This is a genomic window from Actinophytocola sp. (assembly GCF_035634895.1).
Taxonomy (GTDB): Bacteria; Actinomycetota; Actinomycetes; order Mycobacteriales; family Pseudonocardiaceae; genus Actinophytocola.
This window is the reverse complement of the sequence record NZ_DASQCC010000141.1, coordinates 13,088-28,293: the sequence shown is the minus strand read 5'-3', so window position 1 is coordinate 28,293 and position 15,206 is coordinate 13,088. Positions and strand designations below refer to the sequence as shown.

Annotated in this window: 14 protein-coding genes and 1 pseudogene; 7 read left to right on the top strand and 8 right to left on the bottom strand. The window is 71.2% G+C overall.

The genetic code is table 11. The features are described from left to right. Nucleotides 1-774, top strand: a 774-nt coding sequence (locus tag VET29_RS20770) for an arginase family protein (RefSeq protein ID WP_324922962.1), incomplete at its 5' end; no start/stop codon positions are given. A gap of 288 nt (nucleotides 775-1,062) precedes the next feature. Here VET29_RS20770 and mycP read toward each other — a convergent pair. After that, a complete protein-coding gene (mycP, locus tag VET29_RS20765; protein WP_324922960.1) occupies nucleotides 1,063-2,496 on the bottom strand; it encodes a type VII secretion-associated serine protease mycosin in 1,434 nt (477 codons plus the stop codon). Nucleotides 2,497-2,538: 42 nt separating this feature from the next. Beyond that, entirely contained in the window at nucleotides 2,539-3,435 is an 897-nt protein-coding gene (locus tag VET29_RS20760; protein ID WP_324922957.1) for a LysR family transcriptional regulator, read from the bottom strand. A 72-nt stretch (nucleotides 3,436-3,507) separates the two neighbouring features. On the opposite strand from VET29_RS20760, the gene VET29_RS20755 reads away from it, so the two are divergent. Further along, on the top strand, nucleotides 3,508-4,443 hold the full coding sequence (locus VET29_RS20755) for an EamA family transporter (RefSeq protein WP_324922955.1): 936 nt from the start codon (nucleotides 3,508-3,510) through the stop codon (nucleotides 4,441-4,443). 104 nt (nucleotides 4,444-4,547) lie between these two features. Next, nucleotides 4,548-4,853, top strand: a pseudogene (locus VET29_RS44095) (SRPBCC domain-containing protein); the annotation flags it as partial. Here the strand turns inward: VET29_RS44095 and VET29_RS20750 are convergent. The 4 genes from VET29_RS20750 to VET29_RS20735 form a co-directional block, all read right to left on the bottom strand. Next, nucleotides 4,781-5,068 (bottom strand): hypothetical protein, encoded by a 288-nt coding sequence (locus tag VET29_RS20750; protein WP_324922953.1) that lies wholly within the window; start codon nucleotides 5,066-5,068, stop codon nucleotides 4,781-4,783. The pseudogene VET29_RS44095 and the gene VET29_RS20750 overlap by 73 nt on opposite strands. A 160-nt stretch (nucleotides 5,069-5,228) precedes the next feature. Next, nucleotides 5,229-6,815: a PQQ-binding-like beta-propeller repeat protein gene (locus VET29_RS20745; RefSeq protein WP_324922951.1), complete on the bottom strand. Its 1,587-nt coding sequence runs from the start codon at nucleotides 6,813-6,815 to the stop codon at nucleotides 5,229-5,231. 77 nt (nucleotides 6,816-6,892) lie between these two features. After that, the gene (locus VET29_RS20740; RefSeq protein WP_324922947.1) at nucleotides 6,893-7,519 is read right to left on the bottom strand and encodes a response regulator transcription factor; all 627 of its coding nucleotides are present in this window, start codon (nucleotides 7,517-7,519) and stop codon (nucleotides 6,893-6,895) included. Next, on the bottom strand, nucleotides 7,516-8,637 hold the full coding sequence (locus VET29_RS20735; RefSeq protein WP_324922944.1) for a GAF domain-containing sensor histidine kinase: 1,122 nt from the start codon (nucleotides 8,635-8,637) through the stop codon (nucleotides 7,516-7,518). The genes VET29_RS20740 and VET29_RS20735 overlap by 4 nt, the downstream gene beginning before the upstream one ends. Before the next feature lie 116 nt (nucleotides 8,638-8,753). Here VET29_RS20735 and VET29_RS20730 point away from each other — a divergent pair, with 116 nt between their 5' ends. The 4 genes from VET29_RS20730 to VET29_RS20715 all read left to right on the top strand — a co-directional run bounded on the left by VET29_RS20730 (nucleotide 8,754) and on the right by VET29_RS20715 (nucleotide 13,210). Next, nucleotides 8,754-9,428, top strand: coding sequence for an SDR family oxidoreductase (locus VET29_RS20730; protein ID WP_324922942.1), 675 nt, complete (start codon nucleotides 8,754-8,756; stop codon nucleotides 9,426-9,428). A 55-nt stretch (nucleotides 9,429-9,483) separates the two neighbouring features. Beyond that, complete coding sequence (locus VET29_RS20725) at nucleotides 9,484-10,464, top strand: S-adenosylmethionine:tRNA ribosyltransferase-isomerase (protein WP_324922940.1); 981 nt, start codon at nucleotides 9,484-9,486, stop codon at nucleotides 10,462-10,464. Nucleotides 10,465-10,704: 240 nt separating this feature from the next. Next, nucleotides 10,705-12,156, top strand: a complete 1,452-nt coding sequence (locus VET29_RS20720; protein WP_324922938.1) for a cellulase family glycosylhydrolase — start codon at nucleotides 10,705-10,707, stop codon at nucleotides 12,154-12,156. 10 nt (nucleotides 12,157-12,166) lie between these two features. After that, nucleotides 12,167-13,210, top strand: coding sequence for a cellulose binding domain-containing protein (locus VET29_RS20715; protein WP_324922936.1), 1,044 nt, complete (start codon nucleotides 12,167-12,169; stop codon nucleotides 13,208-13,210). A gap of 34 nt (nucleotides 13,211-13,244) precedes the next feature. On the opposite strand, the gene VET29_RS20710 is transcribed toward VET29_RS20715, so the two are convergent. Both VET29_RS20710 and VET29_RS20705 read right to left on the bottom strand, forming a co-directional pair. After that, entirely contained in the window at nucleotides 13,245-14,777 is a 1,533-nt protein-coding gene (locus VET29_RS20710) for a polyamine aminopropyltransferase (protein WP_324922933.1), read from the bottom strand. Continuing rightward, nucleotides 14,778-15,203, bottom strand: coding sequence for a DUF350 domain-containing protein (locus VET29_RS20705; RefSeq protein WP_324922930.1), 426 nt, complete (start codon nucleotides 15,201-15,203; stop codon nucleotides 14,778-14,780). It abuts the gene before it with no gap. Between the last annotated feature and the right edge of the window lie 3 nt (nucleotides 15,204-15,206).

The window sequence follows — 15,206 nt, the reverse complement described above, 5'->3', positions numbered from 1 at the left end:
CGGCGCCAACACGGACTGGACCCCCGCGTGAGCCCGGTCATCGTCGTGCCCTACCACCAGGACGAACGCCTCCCGGCGGGCAGCCTGCCGGTGCCGGGCGACGGTCACCGGACCGTCTCACCGGCGCTCCCCGACGGCGATGTCTGGCACCGGCTCACGTCCCTGTACGACGCGGTCGCCGTTGCGGTGGCCGCGTCCGAGGCGCCACCGGTCGTCGTGTCGGGCGACTGCCTGGTCTCGCTCGGTGTGCTCGCCGGCACGCAGCGCGCCGGCGCCGACCCGTCGCTCATCTGGTTCGACGCCCACGGGGACGTGCACACGCTGGAGACCTCGACCTCGGGCTACCTCGGTGGGCTCTCGCTGCGACTCGCCATCGGCGCGCACGCGGACCTGGTCGCCGGGCCGCTCGGGCTGCGCCCGGTCGGCGAGGACCGGGTCACCCTGGTCGGCGCACGCGACCTGGACCCCGCCGAGGTCGACTACCTCGCCACCGCCGCCATCCAGCGCCGCTCGGTGACGGACACCCTGGTGCCGGACGGGCCGGTCGTGCTCCACATCGACCTGGACGTGATCGACGCGGACGACCTCCCCGGCCTCCTCTTCCCGGTACGTGGCGGCCCGTCCACCGGCACCGTCGTCGACGCCGTACGGCGGATCGTCGACACGGGGCAGGTCGTGGCACTCGACATCGCCTGCCCATGGCACCCCGCCAACGACCCCCAACGAGCCGACCTACTGGCCGCCCTAACCCACTGTCCAGCCCCTCTCCCGTAAACGACCAGCCCTCTCCCGAAATCTTTGCCAGAAAGTCTCCACCCCATCAGCAGTTACCTCAGGGGAACGTGACGCCACCCAGCCACCATCCACCTCCACACCCGCACCATCGCCGGAACGCAACCAACACTCAAAAATCCCGGGGTGGCGGACTGGTGTCCCGCGCCGGAGATCAGGCAACTAATTCGGCGGCCCAGCTTCCTGCTGGCGGCGTTGCCGGTTCGCCCAAGTACGACCCAGTACGAGGACGAACCGGCGCCTTGCCAGCAGAAACCTGGATCCACCGACTTAATCACCGCATTTCCGGCGCGGGACACTAGCGGCGGACTTGTTGCGGCGGATGGTGTGGGCTACGAACAGGGTCAGCAGCAACAGGACCAGACCGCCGCCGGAGCCGATCATCGCCACCAGGAGGGGTGTCCAGTCGCGGTGTTCCGGGGCGGGTACCGCGTACGGGGACGGGATGGCCGTGTCGTTCGGGATCCCTTTCTCCGCCGGGATGAACGCCGTCAGGGCCGCGACCGGGTTGATCATGCCGTAGCCGATGCGGTCGTCGTGGCCGCCGGTCGCGGCCGGGTGGGAGGCGGTGGTCCTGATGCGGTTCATGACCTGCTTCGCGGTCAGCTTCTCGAAGCGCTCACGCACCAGCGCGGCCAGACCCGCCACGTAGGGGGCCGCGAAGCTCGTGCCCTGGATCGGGCCCTGCTGGTTCTTGTCGCCGACCGTGCGGTTCGCCAGTTTCGTCGGGTCGCCCGGGTTCAGCGAGATGATGTCCGTGCCGGGCGCCGCCACCGAGACCCACGGCCCCTGGATCGAGAACTCCGCCAGGTCGCCCTTGTCGTTCACCGCCGCGACCGACAGGACGTGGTCGGAGAACCACGGTGGGAACACCAGCCACGTCGGGTTGTTGGGATCGGGGCCGTTCTGCTCCGCGCACGTCCCCTCGGGGAAGTTGCCCGCCGACGCCACGACGACGATGTCCCGCTGCTCCACGGCATACCGCAGCGCGGCCTGCAGGTCCCGCTCAATCGGGTTGACGGTCCCGTCGGTCACGCGGCAGTTGTTGATCGAGATGTTGATGACCGTGACGCCCGGGGTGTCGGCCGCGTGGACGATCGCCTTCGCCAGGGTGATCAGGTTGCCCGCGCCCTGGGGCTCGTTGGTCGCCGGGTCCTTGAACTCGTAGTTGGCGCTGGTCTGGCGAATGCTGACGATCCTGGCCGCCGGCGCGATGCCGCGGAAGCCGATCCGGTCGTCCCGCGGGTCCGCGGCGATGATCCCGGCGACCATCGTGCCGTGGCCGTCGCAGTCCTCGAGGCCGTCGCCGTCCTTGGCGACGTAGTCACCGCCGCCGTCGAGCCGGCCACTCAGGAAGTCGTGCTGGGACACGCCGGTGTCGATGACCGCGACCGTCTGGTCCTTGCCGGTCGCGAACCTCGGCAACTCGTTGAACCGCAGGAGATCCTGGCCCCACGGCTTCTCGTCGAGCTGCTCGGTCGACGGCAGCGCCGAGACGCACTCCTTGCTGAGTTGGTAGTCCTTGTCCGGCTGGCCGTCGTCGCGTGGCGGTTGGTAGTCGGGCGGAAGCGGCGGCGGCGTCGGCATTCCCACGCTCGGCCGCGCCGAGGACGGTGGCTCGGACGACGGCTGCGCGGCGGCGGGCGGCGCGAGGGCGGACAGAACAGCGGCACATGCAGACGCCGCGACCCAGCGAGCTGACATGACTCCCCCAAGAGACCTGTTGCACAGGGAGTATAGGCGGCGTCACGGAGCGAAGGACTCCTTCAGCGCGTTCACCACCGCCTGGATCGCCGGCCTCCGCGCGGCCTCCGCGCGCCACACCGCGAAGACGCGTCGGTGCAGGGCCGGCTCGACCGGCACCAGCGACACGTTCGGCGGCACCGAGTCGGCCGCCAGGCGCGGAACGACCGCGACGCCGAGGCCGGCGGCCACCAGCGCGAGCTGGGTCGGGAACTCGGCGGCCTGGTGGACGACCCGCGGTTCGTGGCCCGCGCGGCGGAAGGTCGTGGTCAGCCAGTCGTGGCAGATGGTGCCGGCGGTGGACGCGATCCACGGCTCGTCCGCGAGGTCCAGCAGTGCGATGCCGTCGCGTGCGGCGAGCGGATGTCCTTGCGGCAGGGCGATGTCCGCGAAGTCGAGGCCGATGTCCGCGCTGGCGAGCCGCTCCGGCACGGCGACCGGGAGGTTCATCCAGTCCTGCGCCACCGCCACGTCCAGGTCACCCGCCGCGACGAGGCCGAGCGACTGGTAGGGCTCGACCTCCCGGAGGCGGATCCGTAGGTCCGGGTACCGCTGCGCACACGTCCGCAGCACCGCCGGCACCAGCCCCCGGGCAGCGGTGGCGAAGGCGCCGAGGTCGACCTGGCCGAGCACGCGGCCGCGGCGCTCGTCGAGGTCCGCGGACGCCTCGGCGACGGCCGAGAGGATGCGGTCGGCGTGGGCGGCGAGGACGCGGCCCTCGTCAGTGAGGCGGAGGCGGCGGCCCTGGCGTTCGGCGAGCGCGCAGCCGGCCTCGCGCTCCAGCTTGGCCATCTGCTGCGACACCGCGGACGGGGTGAGGTGCAGTGCCTGTGCGGCCGCGGCGAGGCTGCCGTGGCCGGCGACGGCGTGCAGGACACGCAGGCGGGACAGGTCGAACATGTAGCGACTCTAATGTATGGCCGCCAGGACAATTGACTTGTACTTCACTTCGGCCGGCCGGAGGCTGGTCGCATGTCGCCTCGTCACCTGCTGCTAGCGCTCGGCATCGCCCTCGTGTGGGGCGTGAACTTCGTGATCATCGATGTCGCGCTGGCGCGGCTCCCGCCACTGCTGTTCTCCGCGTCGCGGTTCCTGGTCGCGGCCGTGCCGGCGATCTTGTTCCTCCGTTCGCCGGGCGTGCCGTGGCGGTGGGTGGCGCTGATGGCGTTGTTCCTGGGCGTGGTCAAGTTCGGGTTGCTGTTCTCCGGGATGGCGGCGGGGATGCCGCCGGGGCTGTCGTCGCTGGTGTTGCAGGCGCAGGCGCCGTTCACGCTGGTGTTCGCGGTGGCGCTGTTGAAGGAGAGGCTTACCCGGCAACAGGTTCTGGGCATGGCGGTGGCGCTGGGCGGGATCGGCCTGATCGCACTGGACCTGGGCGCGACGAGCCCGTTGAGGGCGTTCGCGATGGTCATCGGGGCGGCCGCGGCGTGGGGGGCGAGCAACGTGGTGATGCGGCGCGCGGCGCCCCCGGACATGTTGCGGTTCATGGTGTGGGTGAGCGCGTTGGCGGTGCTGCCGCTGGGTGTGCTGTCGGTGGTGTTCGAGGGTCCGCGGCGGGACTGGGCGGCGCTGCGGAACATGACGTGGTCGGCGGCCGGGTCGGTGCTGTTCGTCGGGCTGGTGGCCACCGTGGCCGGGTTCGGCCTGTGGGGCCTGTTGATCCGGACCTACTCGGCGTCCACGATCGCGCCGTTCTCGTTGCTGGTGCCGGTGTTCGGGATGACCTCGGCCGCGCTGTTCACGGGCGAGGAGCTCACGTGGTCGCGGATCGTGGCCGCTGCGCTGATCATCGCCGGCGTCCTGAGTGGACTGCGGAAGGCGCCGGCGACGACCGCGCGGAGGCGTCGTGGTTCGCGGCTGGTAGCGGGGCAGGCCGGCGTGTCCACTGTTGGGCCGACCACCGAATAGTAGCTTTGTCTTATATAAGTGTCGCCGGGCAGGACCGAGATCACCCACCGAGAGGACATGACAGGAAGGACGTACTGGACGAGCTGGCCGCCGTGCACCGGGTGATGGGCAAGGGGGACGTTCCAGCCGGCGAGGCGTACACGGTGGAGCTCCGGCGCCGGTACGACGCGGAGATCGACGACGTCTGGGACGCCATCACCAACGCCGATCGGCTGCGCCGCTGGATGAAGCCGGTCACCGGGGACCTCCGGCCGGGCGGAAGGTTCGAGTTGGCGGGTGGCGAGCACGGCGAGATCCCGCGGTGCGAGCGACCGCGGCTGCTGAAGGTGTCCTGGCTCTACGGCCCGGATGCCGACGCCTGGCCCGGCACGAGCGAGGTCGAGGTGCGCCTGACCCGGGTCAGGCCCAGCGACACCGAGTTCGAGCTGATCCACGCGGCGGTCGTCGGTGAGCCCTCCTTCCCGACGTACGGTCCCGGCGCCGGCGGTGTCGGCTGGGACTGGAGTCTGCTCGCCCTGGCCCGGTTCCTGGCCGGCGACGAGATCGTGAACCTGGCCGAGCTCGAGAAGTCGCCCGAGGGCGCGAGTTCAGCCGCCGCGGCTCCGCGGCGTGGGGTCAGGCTCATCTCGCCGCCGGCGGCGCCCCGGAACAGGTCGCGGCCGCGGTCGAGGCCACGACGAGGTTCTACGTGCCGGACGTGGCGGATCGAAGTGCGGATCGGGTTGCGGACCGAAGTGCGGATCGAGGTGATGTTCGGTGAGTCCCCCTCCCGGCGCGCGGGGCGGTCAGAGACTGAACGCCAGCAGGACATGCCCCTGAGCGGTCGAGTACTCCGGGACGTAACCCGACTGCACGTACACCATTCCGTGGGAGACGACCACGCCACCGCCCGTGCCGGCAATCGCGCTGCCCATTCCCTGCACGCCGTTCACGCCGGTGAACGTTCGGATCGTGTCGTAGCTCCACAGCACGCTGCCCGTTCGCGAGTCGTACGCCCGCACCTTGCCGTCGTTCGCGCCCTCCCAGACCAGGCCGGGACTGCTCGTCGCGGCCGGGGCGTGGGCCAGCGTGCAGATGTCCGGATACCGCGCCGCGCCGCCCGTCGTGCAGCCGTCCGCCGGGTTCGGGGTCTGCCACAACACCCTGCCGTCGGCCGGGTTCACGGCGAACATCGTCCCCGGGTCGGCGAAGTACGTGGCTATGTACAGCCTCTTCCCGTCGAAGCTCGAACCCCACTGGATGCCCGAGATCCCACCAGACGGCAGCGGCACGCCCAGCTGCCTGCGCCACACGACCTCGCCGGTCCGCGCGTCGAACGCGTGGTACACGCCCAGCTTCTGACCCACACCGACCAGCGTTCGCCCGCCGGCGCGGAAGATGTTCGGGGTGGAGCCGATGTCGTAGTCCAGCGCGGAGCCGTCGCCCAGGCCCGGGCAGTAGCCCGCCGGCTCGGGGTCGTTGCACAGTGAGCGCCACGTGTCGGCCTTCGTCACCTGGTTCTTCCACCGCACGCCGCCGGTGCGGGCGTCCAGTGCCAGCAGCGTGTCGAAGTCGCCGCCGCTCCCGGTGTAGTTCTGGCCGGTGCCCACGTAGAGCGTCCCGGACCGGGGGTCCACCACCGGAGAACTCCACACGCCGACGCCCGACGGCTCGTACTTCGCCGCGCCGCTCGGCCAGGTGCCCACCTGCCGCGGCTCCGGCACCGTGTAGTACCGCCACGCCAACGCACCCGTCCTCGTGTCCAGCGCGTCCAGGTGACCCCGGAACGTGCAGCACGGGTAGTCACGGCCGGCCGTGTTCTCGCCACTGGACACGCCCACGTAGACGCGTCCTTTGTAGACGATCGGCGAGCTGGTCACCGTGGCCGCCGGGTGGGAGTCGATGCGGGTCGACCACCTCAGGGTGCCCCTCCGGGCGTCCAGCGCGTAGAAGTAACCGCGCGCGTCGCCGAAGAAGACCGTGCCGCCGGACACGGCCGGGGCGTCCCACACCACCGCGAAACCTTCTGGCGACACGGAACGCAGGTCGAACTCCCACTTCGCCGCGCCGGTTCTGGCGTCCCGTGCGTAGAACCTGCCGTCCGAGCCGCCGAAGTAGATGGTGTCGCCGACGATCGCCGGCTCGCTGCGGACCAGCGTGTTGTCGGTCTTCGGGTAGGCGAACGCCCACCTCAGCTTCAGGTTCCCGACGTTCATGGCGTTGATCCGGTACTCGGCCGCGTTGTAGCGGGACCCCACGAGGTCCTTCTGGAACGTCGCCCAGTCACCCGGCGACTGTTCGGTGGCCGCGGACACGCTGCCCGTCAGGCCGGCGGACAGGGCCGCGACGGCGCCCAGCGCCAGCAGTCTTCTTCCCCAGGACAAGATTCTCACCCCTCCGTTGAGTGGACACGGCAAACCCTGCCACCGGTGGCGCGAGTGGGCATCAGGCCACGGGTTGATTCCTGGGGTCAGCCGTTCGGTTGATGCGTGTCCACCAGACCTGTGCGGACGGCGTGCAGCGCGGCCTGGGTCCGGTCCTGCACCCCCAGCTTGCCCAGAATGGCGCTGACGTGCGTCTTCACCGTCTTCTCCGACAGTCGCAGCGCCCTGGCGATCTCCCGGTTCGACCGGCCGCGGGCCAGCTCGGCCAGCACGTCCCGCTCACGCGCGGTCAGCTCGGCCGGCCGCGACTCCGCGGCGGCCAGCAGGCGCACCACGTCCGGATGCAGCAGGACGTGCCCCGCGTGCACGGACCGGATGGCGGCCGCGAGCGCGGGCGGGTCGATGTCCTTGTACACGTAACCGGCCGCGCCGGCACGCACCGCGGGCAGCACCGCGCTCGGCTCGGTGTAGCTCGTGACCACCAGCACCCGGGCCAGACCGTCCCGCAGGCCACGCAGGGCCGCCACCCCGTCCGCGCCCGGCATGCGGAGGTCGAGCAGGATCACGTCCGGACGCAACCGAACGGCATCGTCCACACAGGACTCACCGTCGGCGGACTCACCCACCACCGTGATGTCGTCCTGCAGATCGAGGAACGTGCGCAGACCCTGCCGCACGACGGGATGGTCGTCGACGACCAGGACCCGGATCATGCCGGGACCGCCAGCCGCACCGTCGTCCCGCCGCCCGGCTCGGACGTCACCGTGAGCGTGCCGCCTGCTTCCGCCGCCCGTTCCCGCATCGACGCGAGCCCAAGCCGACGGCCGGCGACCGCGCTGGCCGGCGCGAAACCCACACCGTCGTCGGTCACCCGCAGGACGGTGCCGCCGTCGTCGGCCGTGAGCACGACGTCGATCCGGCCGGCGTCCGCGTGCCGCAACGCGTTGTGCATGGCCTCCTGCGCGATCCGGTACACGGCCTCCTGCCCCTGCTCGGTCAGCACCGGCACGCAGTCGCAGCCGGCGAAGCGCAGAACCGGCGCGTGCACACGGTCCAGCAGCTCGACCTGCTTGCGCAGCGCCTTGTCCAGGCCGTCGCCGTCGAGGTCGGGCGGCCGGTGCCCGACGACGATCTCCCGCAGCTCGCTGCTCGCCTCGGCCGCGAGCCTGCGCACGGTCGCCAGCTCCGCCTTCGCCCGGGACGGGTCGCGGTCGATCAGCCCCAGGGCGGCGTCGGCGGTGAGCCGGAGGCTGAACAGCTTCTGCGAGACGGCGTCGTGCAGCTCGCGGGCGATCCGGTTGCGTTCCTCCACGATGGACAGCTCGCGGCTGTGCTCGTAGAGCCGGGCGTTGACCAGCGCGATCGCGGCGTGCGCGGCAAGCAGCCGGACCAGCTCCTCGTCCTCCGCCGTGAACCCGTCCGGCTTGCAGCTGTTCGCCAGGAACAGCTCACCGACGATCTCGTCGCCGTCGCTGATCGGCATGCCAAGGAAGTCGGTCAGCCACGGGTGCGCCTTTGGCCACCAGCCGAAGTGCGGGTGCTCGCGGATGTCGGCCAGCCGCACAGGGTTGGGGTCGCACAGCATGAGGCCCAGCACGCCGTGCTGCCGCGGCAGCGGGCCGATCGCGTCCCATTCCTCGTCGGTCAGGCCGTCGGCGAGGAACTCCGCGAAGCCGCCGTCCTCGTCGGGCACGCCGAGCGCGGCGTAGCGGGCGCCGACGAGCTTGCGGGCGGCGGAGAGGATCGTGGTGAGCACGTCACGGACGGACAGGTGCGCGGTCACGGCCAGCACCGCGGCGCTGACGTCCCGCAGCTCGCTCCGGACGTTCACGCCGTCCACGGTACCCACACACCACGCCGCCGCGGCCGGACCTAGGTCCAAAGACCGAGGTCCCGGCGGTCCCGGGACCGATGGCAGCGCCTCCGCGCGTCCTTAGCGTCGGTCACATGAAACGTGTAGCGATCATCACCGGTGCGTCCCGGGGGCTCGGCCTCGCGCTGGCCACCGGACTGTCGGAGGCGGGATGGCGGCTCGTCGTGGACGCACGCACGCCGGCCGACCTGACCGCCGCCGCGGAGTGGATCGGCGGTGACGTGGTCGCCGTGCCGGGGGACGTCCGCGATCCCGCGCACCGCGCCGCGCTGCTCGGGCACGGGGCCGACCTGCTGGTCAACAACGCCGGCATCCTGGGGCCGAGCCCTCGGCCGCGGCTGGCGTCGTACCCGCTCGACGAGCTGCGCGAGGTGTACGAGGTGAACGTGCTGGCGCCGCTCGCGCTGACCCAGCTCGCGCTGCCGGTGCTGCGGTCCCGGGCGGGGGCGGTCGTCAACGTCACGTCGGACGCGGCGGTCGAGCCGTACGAGGGCTGGGGCGGCTACGGCTCGGCGAAGGCGGCGGTCGAGCAGGCGAGTGCCGTGCTGGCGGCCGAGGAGCCCGCGGTCCGCGTGTGGTGGGTGGACCCGGGTGACCTGCGGACGCGGATGCACCAGGAGGCGTTCCCGGGCGAGGACATCGGCGACCGGCCGCTGCCGGAGGCGGTGGTGCCCGCGTTCCGGCACCTGGTGACGTCCCGCCCGCCGTCGGGCCGGGTCCGGCTGGCCGACCTGACGGTGCCGGCGTGACCCGCGCCCGGTGCCCCGAGGGACTCTCTCGGGGCATGGCGGCAGGGGGCCGGCGGTGACACTCGAGTTCACGCTGCCGGCCACGCTGGAGGCACACGAACCACCCGAGGCCAGGGGGCTCGGGCGGGACGAGGTGCGGTTGCTGGTCAGCTCGTCCGCGGGGGTCGGGCACCACCGGTTCACGGAGCTGCCGTCGCTGCTGCGGGCGGGAGACGTGCTCGTGGTGAACACGTCCGCGACCGTGCCCGCCGCGGTGCCGGTGCCGGACAGCCGGCTGGTCGTGCACTTCTCGACCGAGCAGCCGGACGGCACGTGGCTGGTCGAGCTGCGGCGGGCGGCGGCGCCGTTCCACGACGGCCGGGCCGGCGAGCGGTACGCGCTGTTCGGCGGCGGTTCCGTGACGCTGCGCCGGCCGTTCTCCTCGGGCCGGCTGTGGGAGTCCGAGGTGGACACGCGGGGTCGCGGGGTGCCCGCGTACCTCGCGGTGTTCGGGTCGCCGATCCGGTACTCCTACGTCGGCGGCGGGTGGCCGATCTCCTGCTACCAAACGGTTTTCGGGGTGACGCCGGGGAGCGCGGAGATGCCGAGCGCGTCCCGGCCGTTCACCGACCGGCTGGTGACGCGGCTGGTGGCGCACGGGGTGCAGTTCGCGCCGGTCCTCCTGCACACCGGTGTGGCGTCGCCGGAGGCACACGAACGCCCGTACCCGGAACGGTTCGCGGTCCCGCGCACGAGCCGCGACCTGGTGGCTCGGGCCCGCGCGGAGGGCCGCCGCGTGATCGCGGTGGGCACCACGGCCGTGCGCGCCATCGAGACCGACGGGGACGAGGGCTGGACGGACGTGATCATCACGCCGGAGCGCGGGGTGCGGCACGTCGACGGGCTGCTGACCGGCTTCCACGAGCCGAGGGCGTCGCACCTCGACATGCTGGCCGCGATCGCCGGGCACGCCCTCCTGTGCGAGACGTACCGCGAGGCGACGGCGGCAGGCTATCTGTGGCACGAGTTCGGCGACGTGAACCTGCTGCTCCCCTGAGCCTTTTTGGGAGCGTTCCCAGTTTTCGGTGGGCGGTATTCTCGCTGGCCTGACCGGTGACCACGAGCAGTGACACGTCGGCGGCTCATTGCGCCGATCAGGGCACCTCACCGCGGCCGGCCGAGTGAATTGCCCACGGCCGGCCGCCGGGCGATTGACAGTCTCGGCCTCCAGGCGCGACGGTTTGCACCACGGACTCTGGGAGCGCTCCCAGAGAACACGCGCACAAGGGAGTGCTGAATGTCGAGAGCCGTCAAACTCGCCCTGTCCGGTGTCCTGGCCGCCATGGCCTGCGTGGCCCTGCCGACGAGCGGGGCCACCGCCGCACCGGCCTTCGCCTGCCGGGTCGACTACTCGGCCAACGACTGGGGCGCCGGCTTCAGCGCCACCGTGAAGATCGGCAACGTCGGCACCTCGTCCGTGAGCGGCTGGTCCGTGACCTACTCCTACGCCGGCAACCAGACCCTGCAGCAGGGCTGGAACGGCGTGTGGTCCCAGTCCGCCAACCGGGTCACCGTCACCAACGCGACGTGGAACGCCGCCATCCCCGTCGGCGGCAGCGTCAGCCCGGGCGCGAACTTCTCCTACAGCGGCACGAACTCCGCCCCGACGGACTTCGCGGTCAACGGCGCCGCCTGCACCGGCACCGCCCCCGAGGAACCGCCGCCGACCGGCCCTGCCGCGCCGGCGCTACACGTGTCCGGCAACAGGCTCCTGACCAGCACCGGCGCGAACTACCGGCTCCTGGGCGTCAACCGTGCCAGCGCCGAGTTCGCCTGTGTGCAGGGCAAGGGCATGTGGGACGGCGGCCCGGTGGACCAGGCGTCGGTCGACGCGATGCGGGCCTGGCACATCAGGTCCGTGCGGATCCCGCTGAACGAGGACTGCTGGCTGGGCCTGTCCGGCGCGCCGAGCGGCGCGACCTACCAAAAGGCCGTCAAGGACTACGCGAACCTCCTGGTGGCCAACGGCATCAACCCGGTCCTCGATCTGCACTGGACGCACGGCCAGTACACCGGCAACGTGTCCGCCTGCACGGACGTCAACGCGACCTGCCAGAAGCCGATGCCGAGCATGCAGTACACGCCGACCTTCTGGACCCAGGTGGCCAACGCCTTCAAGGGCAACGACGCCGTGCTGTTCGACCTGTTCAACGAGCCGTACCCGGACGCGGCGGACAACTGGGCGAACCCGGCCGCCGAGTGGCGCTGCCTGCGCGACGGCGGCACCTGCGCCGGCTTCACCTACGAGGTCGCCGGCATGCAGGACCTGGTGGACGCGGTCCGCGCGACCGGCGCGACCAACGTGATCCTGAGCGCCGGCCTGCGCTGGACCAACGACCTCTCCCAGTGGCTGACCTACGCGCCGGCCGACCCGACCGGCAACCTGATGGCGTCCTGGCACTCGTACAACTTCAACGCGTGCGTCACGGTCTCCTGCTGGGACAACGAGATCGGCGCGGTGGCGGCGCGGGTTCCCGTGCAGGCCGGCGAGATCGGCCAGAACACCTGCGCCCACGACTACCTCGACCAGGTGATGGCGTGGCTGGACCAGAAGGGCCTCGGCTACCACGCCTGGACCTGGAACCCCTGGGGCTGCGGCTCTGGCAACGTCCTGATCGAGGACTACGCCGGCACGCCGACCCAGACCTTCGGCTCGGGGTACCGAGCGCACCTGCTCACGGTGGCCTGAGGAGGACGACATGCGTGGAAGGCTCCTCCCGTACGGCCTCGTCGCCGCACTCCTCGCGGCAGTGGTGTTCGTGACCGGCCAGTCCGCCGCCTCGGCGCCCGCCCCGCTGCGGATCATGCCGCTGGGCGACTCCATCACCGCGGGGCCGGGCTGCTGGCGCGCGTTCCTCTGGGACCAGCTGCAACGCGCCGGGTACACCAACATCGACTTCGTGGGCACCCAGAACAGCGGCGGCTGCGCGGTCCCGCTGGACGCCGACCACGAGGGCCACAGCGGCTTCGCCGCGACCGGCATCGCCGACCAGAACCAGCTGCCGCCGTGGCTGTCCGCGGCCCACCCCGACATCGTCCTCATGCACCTGGGCACGAACGACATGTGGGGCGGCACGATCAGCACGGCCCAGATCCTGGCCGCGTACTCGAAGCTGGTCGACCAGATGCGTGCCAGCAACCCGAACATGAGGATCATCGTCGCGAAGATCATCCCGATGGAACCCAGCACCTGCACGGGATGCGCGCAGCGGGTCGTGGACCTCGACAACGCGATCCCGGCGTGGGCGGCCGGCAGGACCACCTCGGCGTCGCCGATCACCGTCGTGGACCAGTGGACCGGCTTCAGTGCCGCGACGGACACGTTCGACGGCGTGCACCCGGTCGACTCCGGCTTCCAGAAGATGGCGAACCGGTGGTACCCGGCGGTCGCGGCGGCCCTGGGCGAGCCGACCCCGCCGGACACCGACCCGCCGCCGGCCGGCGCCTGCGCCGCGACGTACAAGCTGGCCGGCCAGTGGGGCGACGGCTTCCAGGGCGAGGTGACGGTGCGCAACGGTGGCACCACGAGCACGTCGTCGTGGACGGCCACGTTCAGCTTCGCGAACGGGCAGAAGATCACTCAGTCGTGGAACGCCACGGTCACCCAGAGCGCGGCGGAGGTGACGGCCCGGAACGTGGGCTGGAACGGCCCGCTCGCACCGGGGGCGACCACGACGTTCGGTTTCCTGGCCAGTCACACCGGTGCCAACACGGCCCCGACGGTCAGCTGCACCGTGACGTGAGGTTCACCCGAAGGTAGGACAGAGGGGAACCGCGTCAGTACTGCTGCCATTCGGCCACGTTCAGGCGGACGATCCTCGGGTCGTCCAGAGTGGACGGTGCCTCGGCGTTGCTCGGCCTGCGGTCCACCGGGAAGATGGCCGCGGCGGCCAGGTTCTGCTCGTCGAGGAAGCGGAGTGGCTGGGGTGGATCCAGGTTCAGGCCCGGCTTCCTGCCGACCTGGGCCAGGACGAAGCCCCAGTCGCCGAAGCTCGGGACGTTCACGTGGTACGGGGTGGTCTCCAGGCCCGCGGCCCTGATGCCGGCGTCGATGCAGTCGAAGCTGCGCGGCGCGAAGTACGGCGAGCCCGCCTGCACCACGAGCCGGCCGCCGGGGACGAGCGCCCGGCGGGCCAGCGAGTAGAACTCGACGGAGTACAGCTTGGCGGTGGACGTCGAGTCCGGGTCGGGCATGTCGATGATCACGGCGTCGAAGCGTTGTTCCGTCTCGCGCAGCCAGGTGAACGCGTCGGCGTTCACCACGCGCACCCGCGGGTCGTCCAGCGAGCGCTGGTTGAGCGCGGCGATCTCGGGGTTGTCGCGTGCCAGCCGCAGCACGGCCGGGTCCAGCTCGACCTCGACGGCCTCGCGGACGTCGGGATATTTCAGGACCTCCCGCATCGCGAGACCGTCACCGCCGCCGAGGACGAGCACCCGGTCGTGCTTGCCGGTCAGCGCCGGGTGCACGAGCGACTCGTGGTAGCGGTACTCGTCGACCGAGCTGAACTGCAGGTCTCCGTTGAGGAAGAGCCGCAGGTCCTTCGGGCCGGGCACGACCGGCGACGACTCGGTCAGCACGATGTCCTGGTACTGCGTGGTTTCCGAGTAGACGACCGGGTCCTCGTACAGCTCGTCCCGCGCGTAGCGGAGGAACGCGTTGCTCTGCGCGAACGCGAAGACGAGGATCGCGAGCACGACGGCGATGCCGCCGGCGAGCGCCGTCTTGCGGGATGCGTTGGTATGGAACAGGAACAGCGCGACGGCCGCACCCGCGACGGCGTTGACCATGCCGACCAGCAACGCGCCGCGCGTCTGCCCGAGCAGCGGCAGCAGCAGGAACGGGAACGCGAGGCCGCCGACGAGCGCGCCGATGTAGTCGGCGGCGAACAGGTCGGCGGTCGCGGATCCGGCGTCCTGCTCGCGGATTCGCTGCAGCAGCGTCATCAGCAGCGGGATCTCGGCGCCGATGAGCGCGCCGACGATCAGCGCGATGCCGATCAGCGCCGGCCAGTACAGGTCGAGCCAGGTGAACGCCGCGTGCAGGCCGAGGACGGACAGCCCGCCGGTGACCGCGAGCAGTCCCTCGATGGTGACGAAGCTGAGCAGTGGCCGCCGCTGCAGTGGTTTGGCGGTCAGCGAGCCGATCCCCATGGCGAACACCATGGTGGCGAGCACGACGGAGGCCTGCGTGATCGAGTCGCCGAGCAGGTAGGAGCCCTGCGCGACGAGTGCCAGTTCGTAGACGAGGCCGCACGCCGCGCAGACGAACGTGGCGAAGAGGAGCCCGGCGCGAGCGACCCGAGTGGACACCTAGAAGATGGCGACGGCGACGATCGCGGAGACGGCGATGTGCGACGCGGCGTTGACGTAGACGGCGGGATGCGGCGCCTCCTCGACGACGATCTCGCCGAGCTTGCCCGGCGTGACCGCGTCGAGCACGACGAAGGAGACGGCCATCAGGACCAGTCCGAGGATCCCGTAGGCGGCGGTGGAGAGCAGGCCCTCGGCCCAGTTCCCCTGGCTGGCCGCGATGGCGGTGGCCACGATGATGCCGACCCCGAGGACGTTGCTGGCGAGCAGGATCGAGGCGTTCCGGTTGCGCTGGACCCAGATCTGCTCACGCAGGTTGCCGGGGGTGAGGATGTCGACCAGTACGAAGCCGAGGGCCATCAGCACGAGCCCGACGAGCCCGTAGGTAGCGGCGATACCGACTTCACCAAAGACGTCGGAAACCATGCT

Coding starts and splice junctions, on each gene's coding strand:
- VET29_RS20740 (WP_324922947.1), bottom strand. CDS start 7,519: ATGATCCGGGTCCTGGTCGTCGACGACCATCCCGTCGTGCGGCAGGGT.
- VET29_RS20705 (WP_324922930.1), bottom strand. CDS start 15,203: ATGGTTTCCGACGTCTTTGGTGAAGTCGGTATCGCCGCTACCTACGGG.
- VET29_RS20730 (WP_324922942.1), top strand. CDS start 8,754: ATGAAACGTGTAGCGATCATCACCGGTGCGTCCCGGGGGCTCGGCCTC.
- VET29_RS20755 (WP_324922955.1), top strand. CDS start 3,508: ATGTCGCCTCGTCACCTGCTGCTAGCGCTCGGCATCGCCCTCGTGTGG.
- VET29_RS20720 (WP_324922938.1), top strand. CDS start 10,705: ATGTCGAGAGCCGTCAAACTCGCCCTGTCCGGTGTCCTGGCCGCCATG.
- VET29_RS20750 (WP_324922953.1), bottom strand. CDS start 5,068: ATGAGCCTGACCCCACGCCGCGGAGCCGCGGCGGCTGAACTCGCGCCC.
- mycP (WP_324922960.1), bottom strand. CDS start 2,496: ATGTCAGCTCGCTGGGTCGCGGCGTCTGCATGTGCCGCTGTTCTGTCC.
- VET29_RS20760 (WP_324922957.1), bottom strand. CDS start 3,435: ATGTTCGACCTGTCCCGCCTGCGTGTCCTGCACGCCGTCGCCGGCCAC.
- VET29_RS20715 (WP_324922936.1), top strand. CDS start 12,167: ATGCGTGGAAGGCTCCTCCCGTACGGCCTCGTCGCCGCACTCCTCGCG.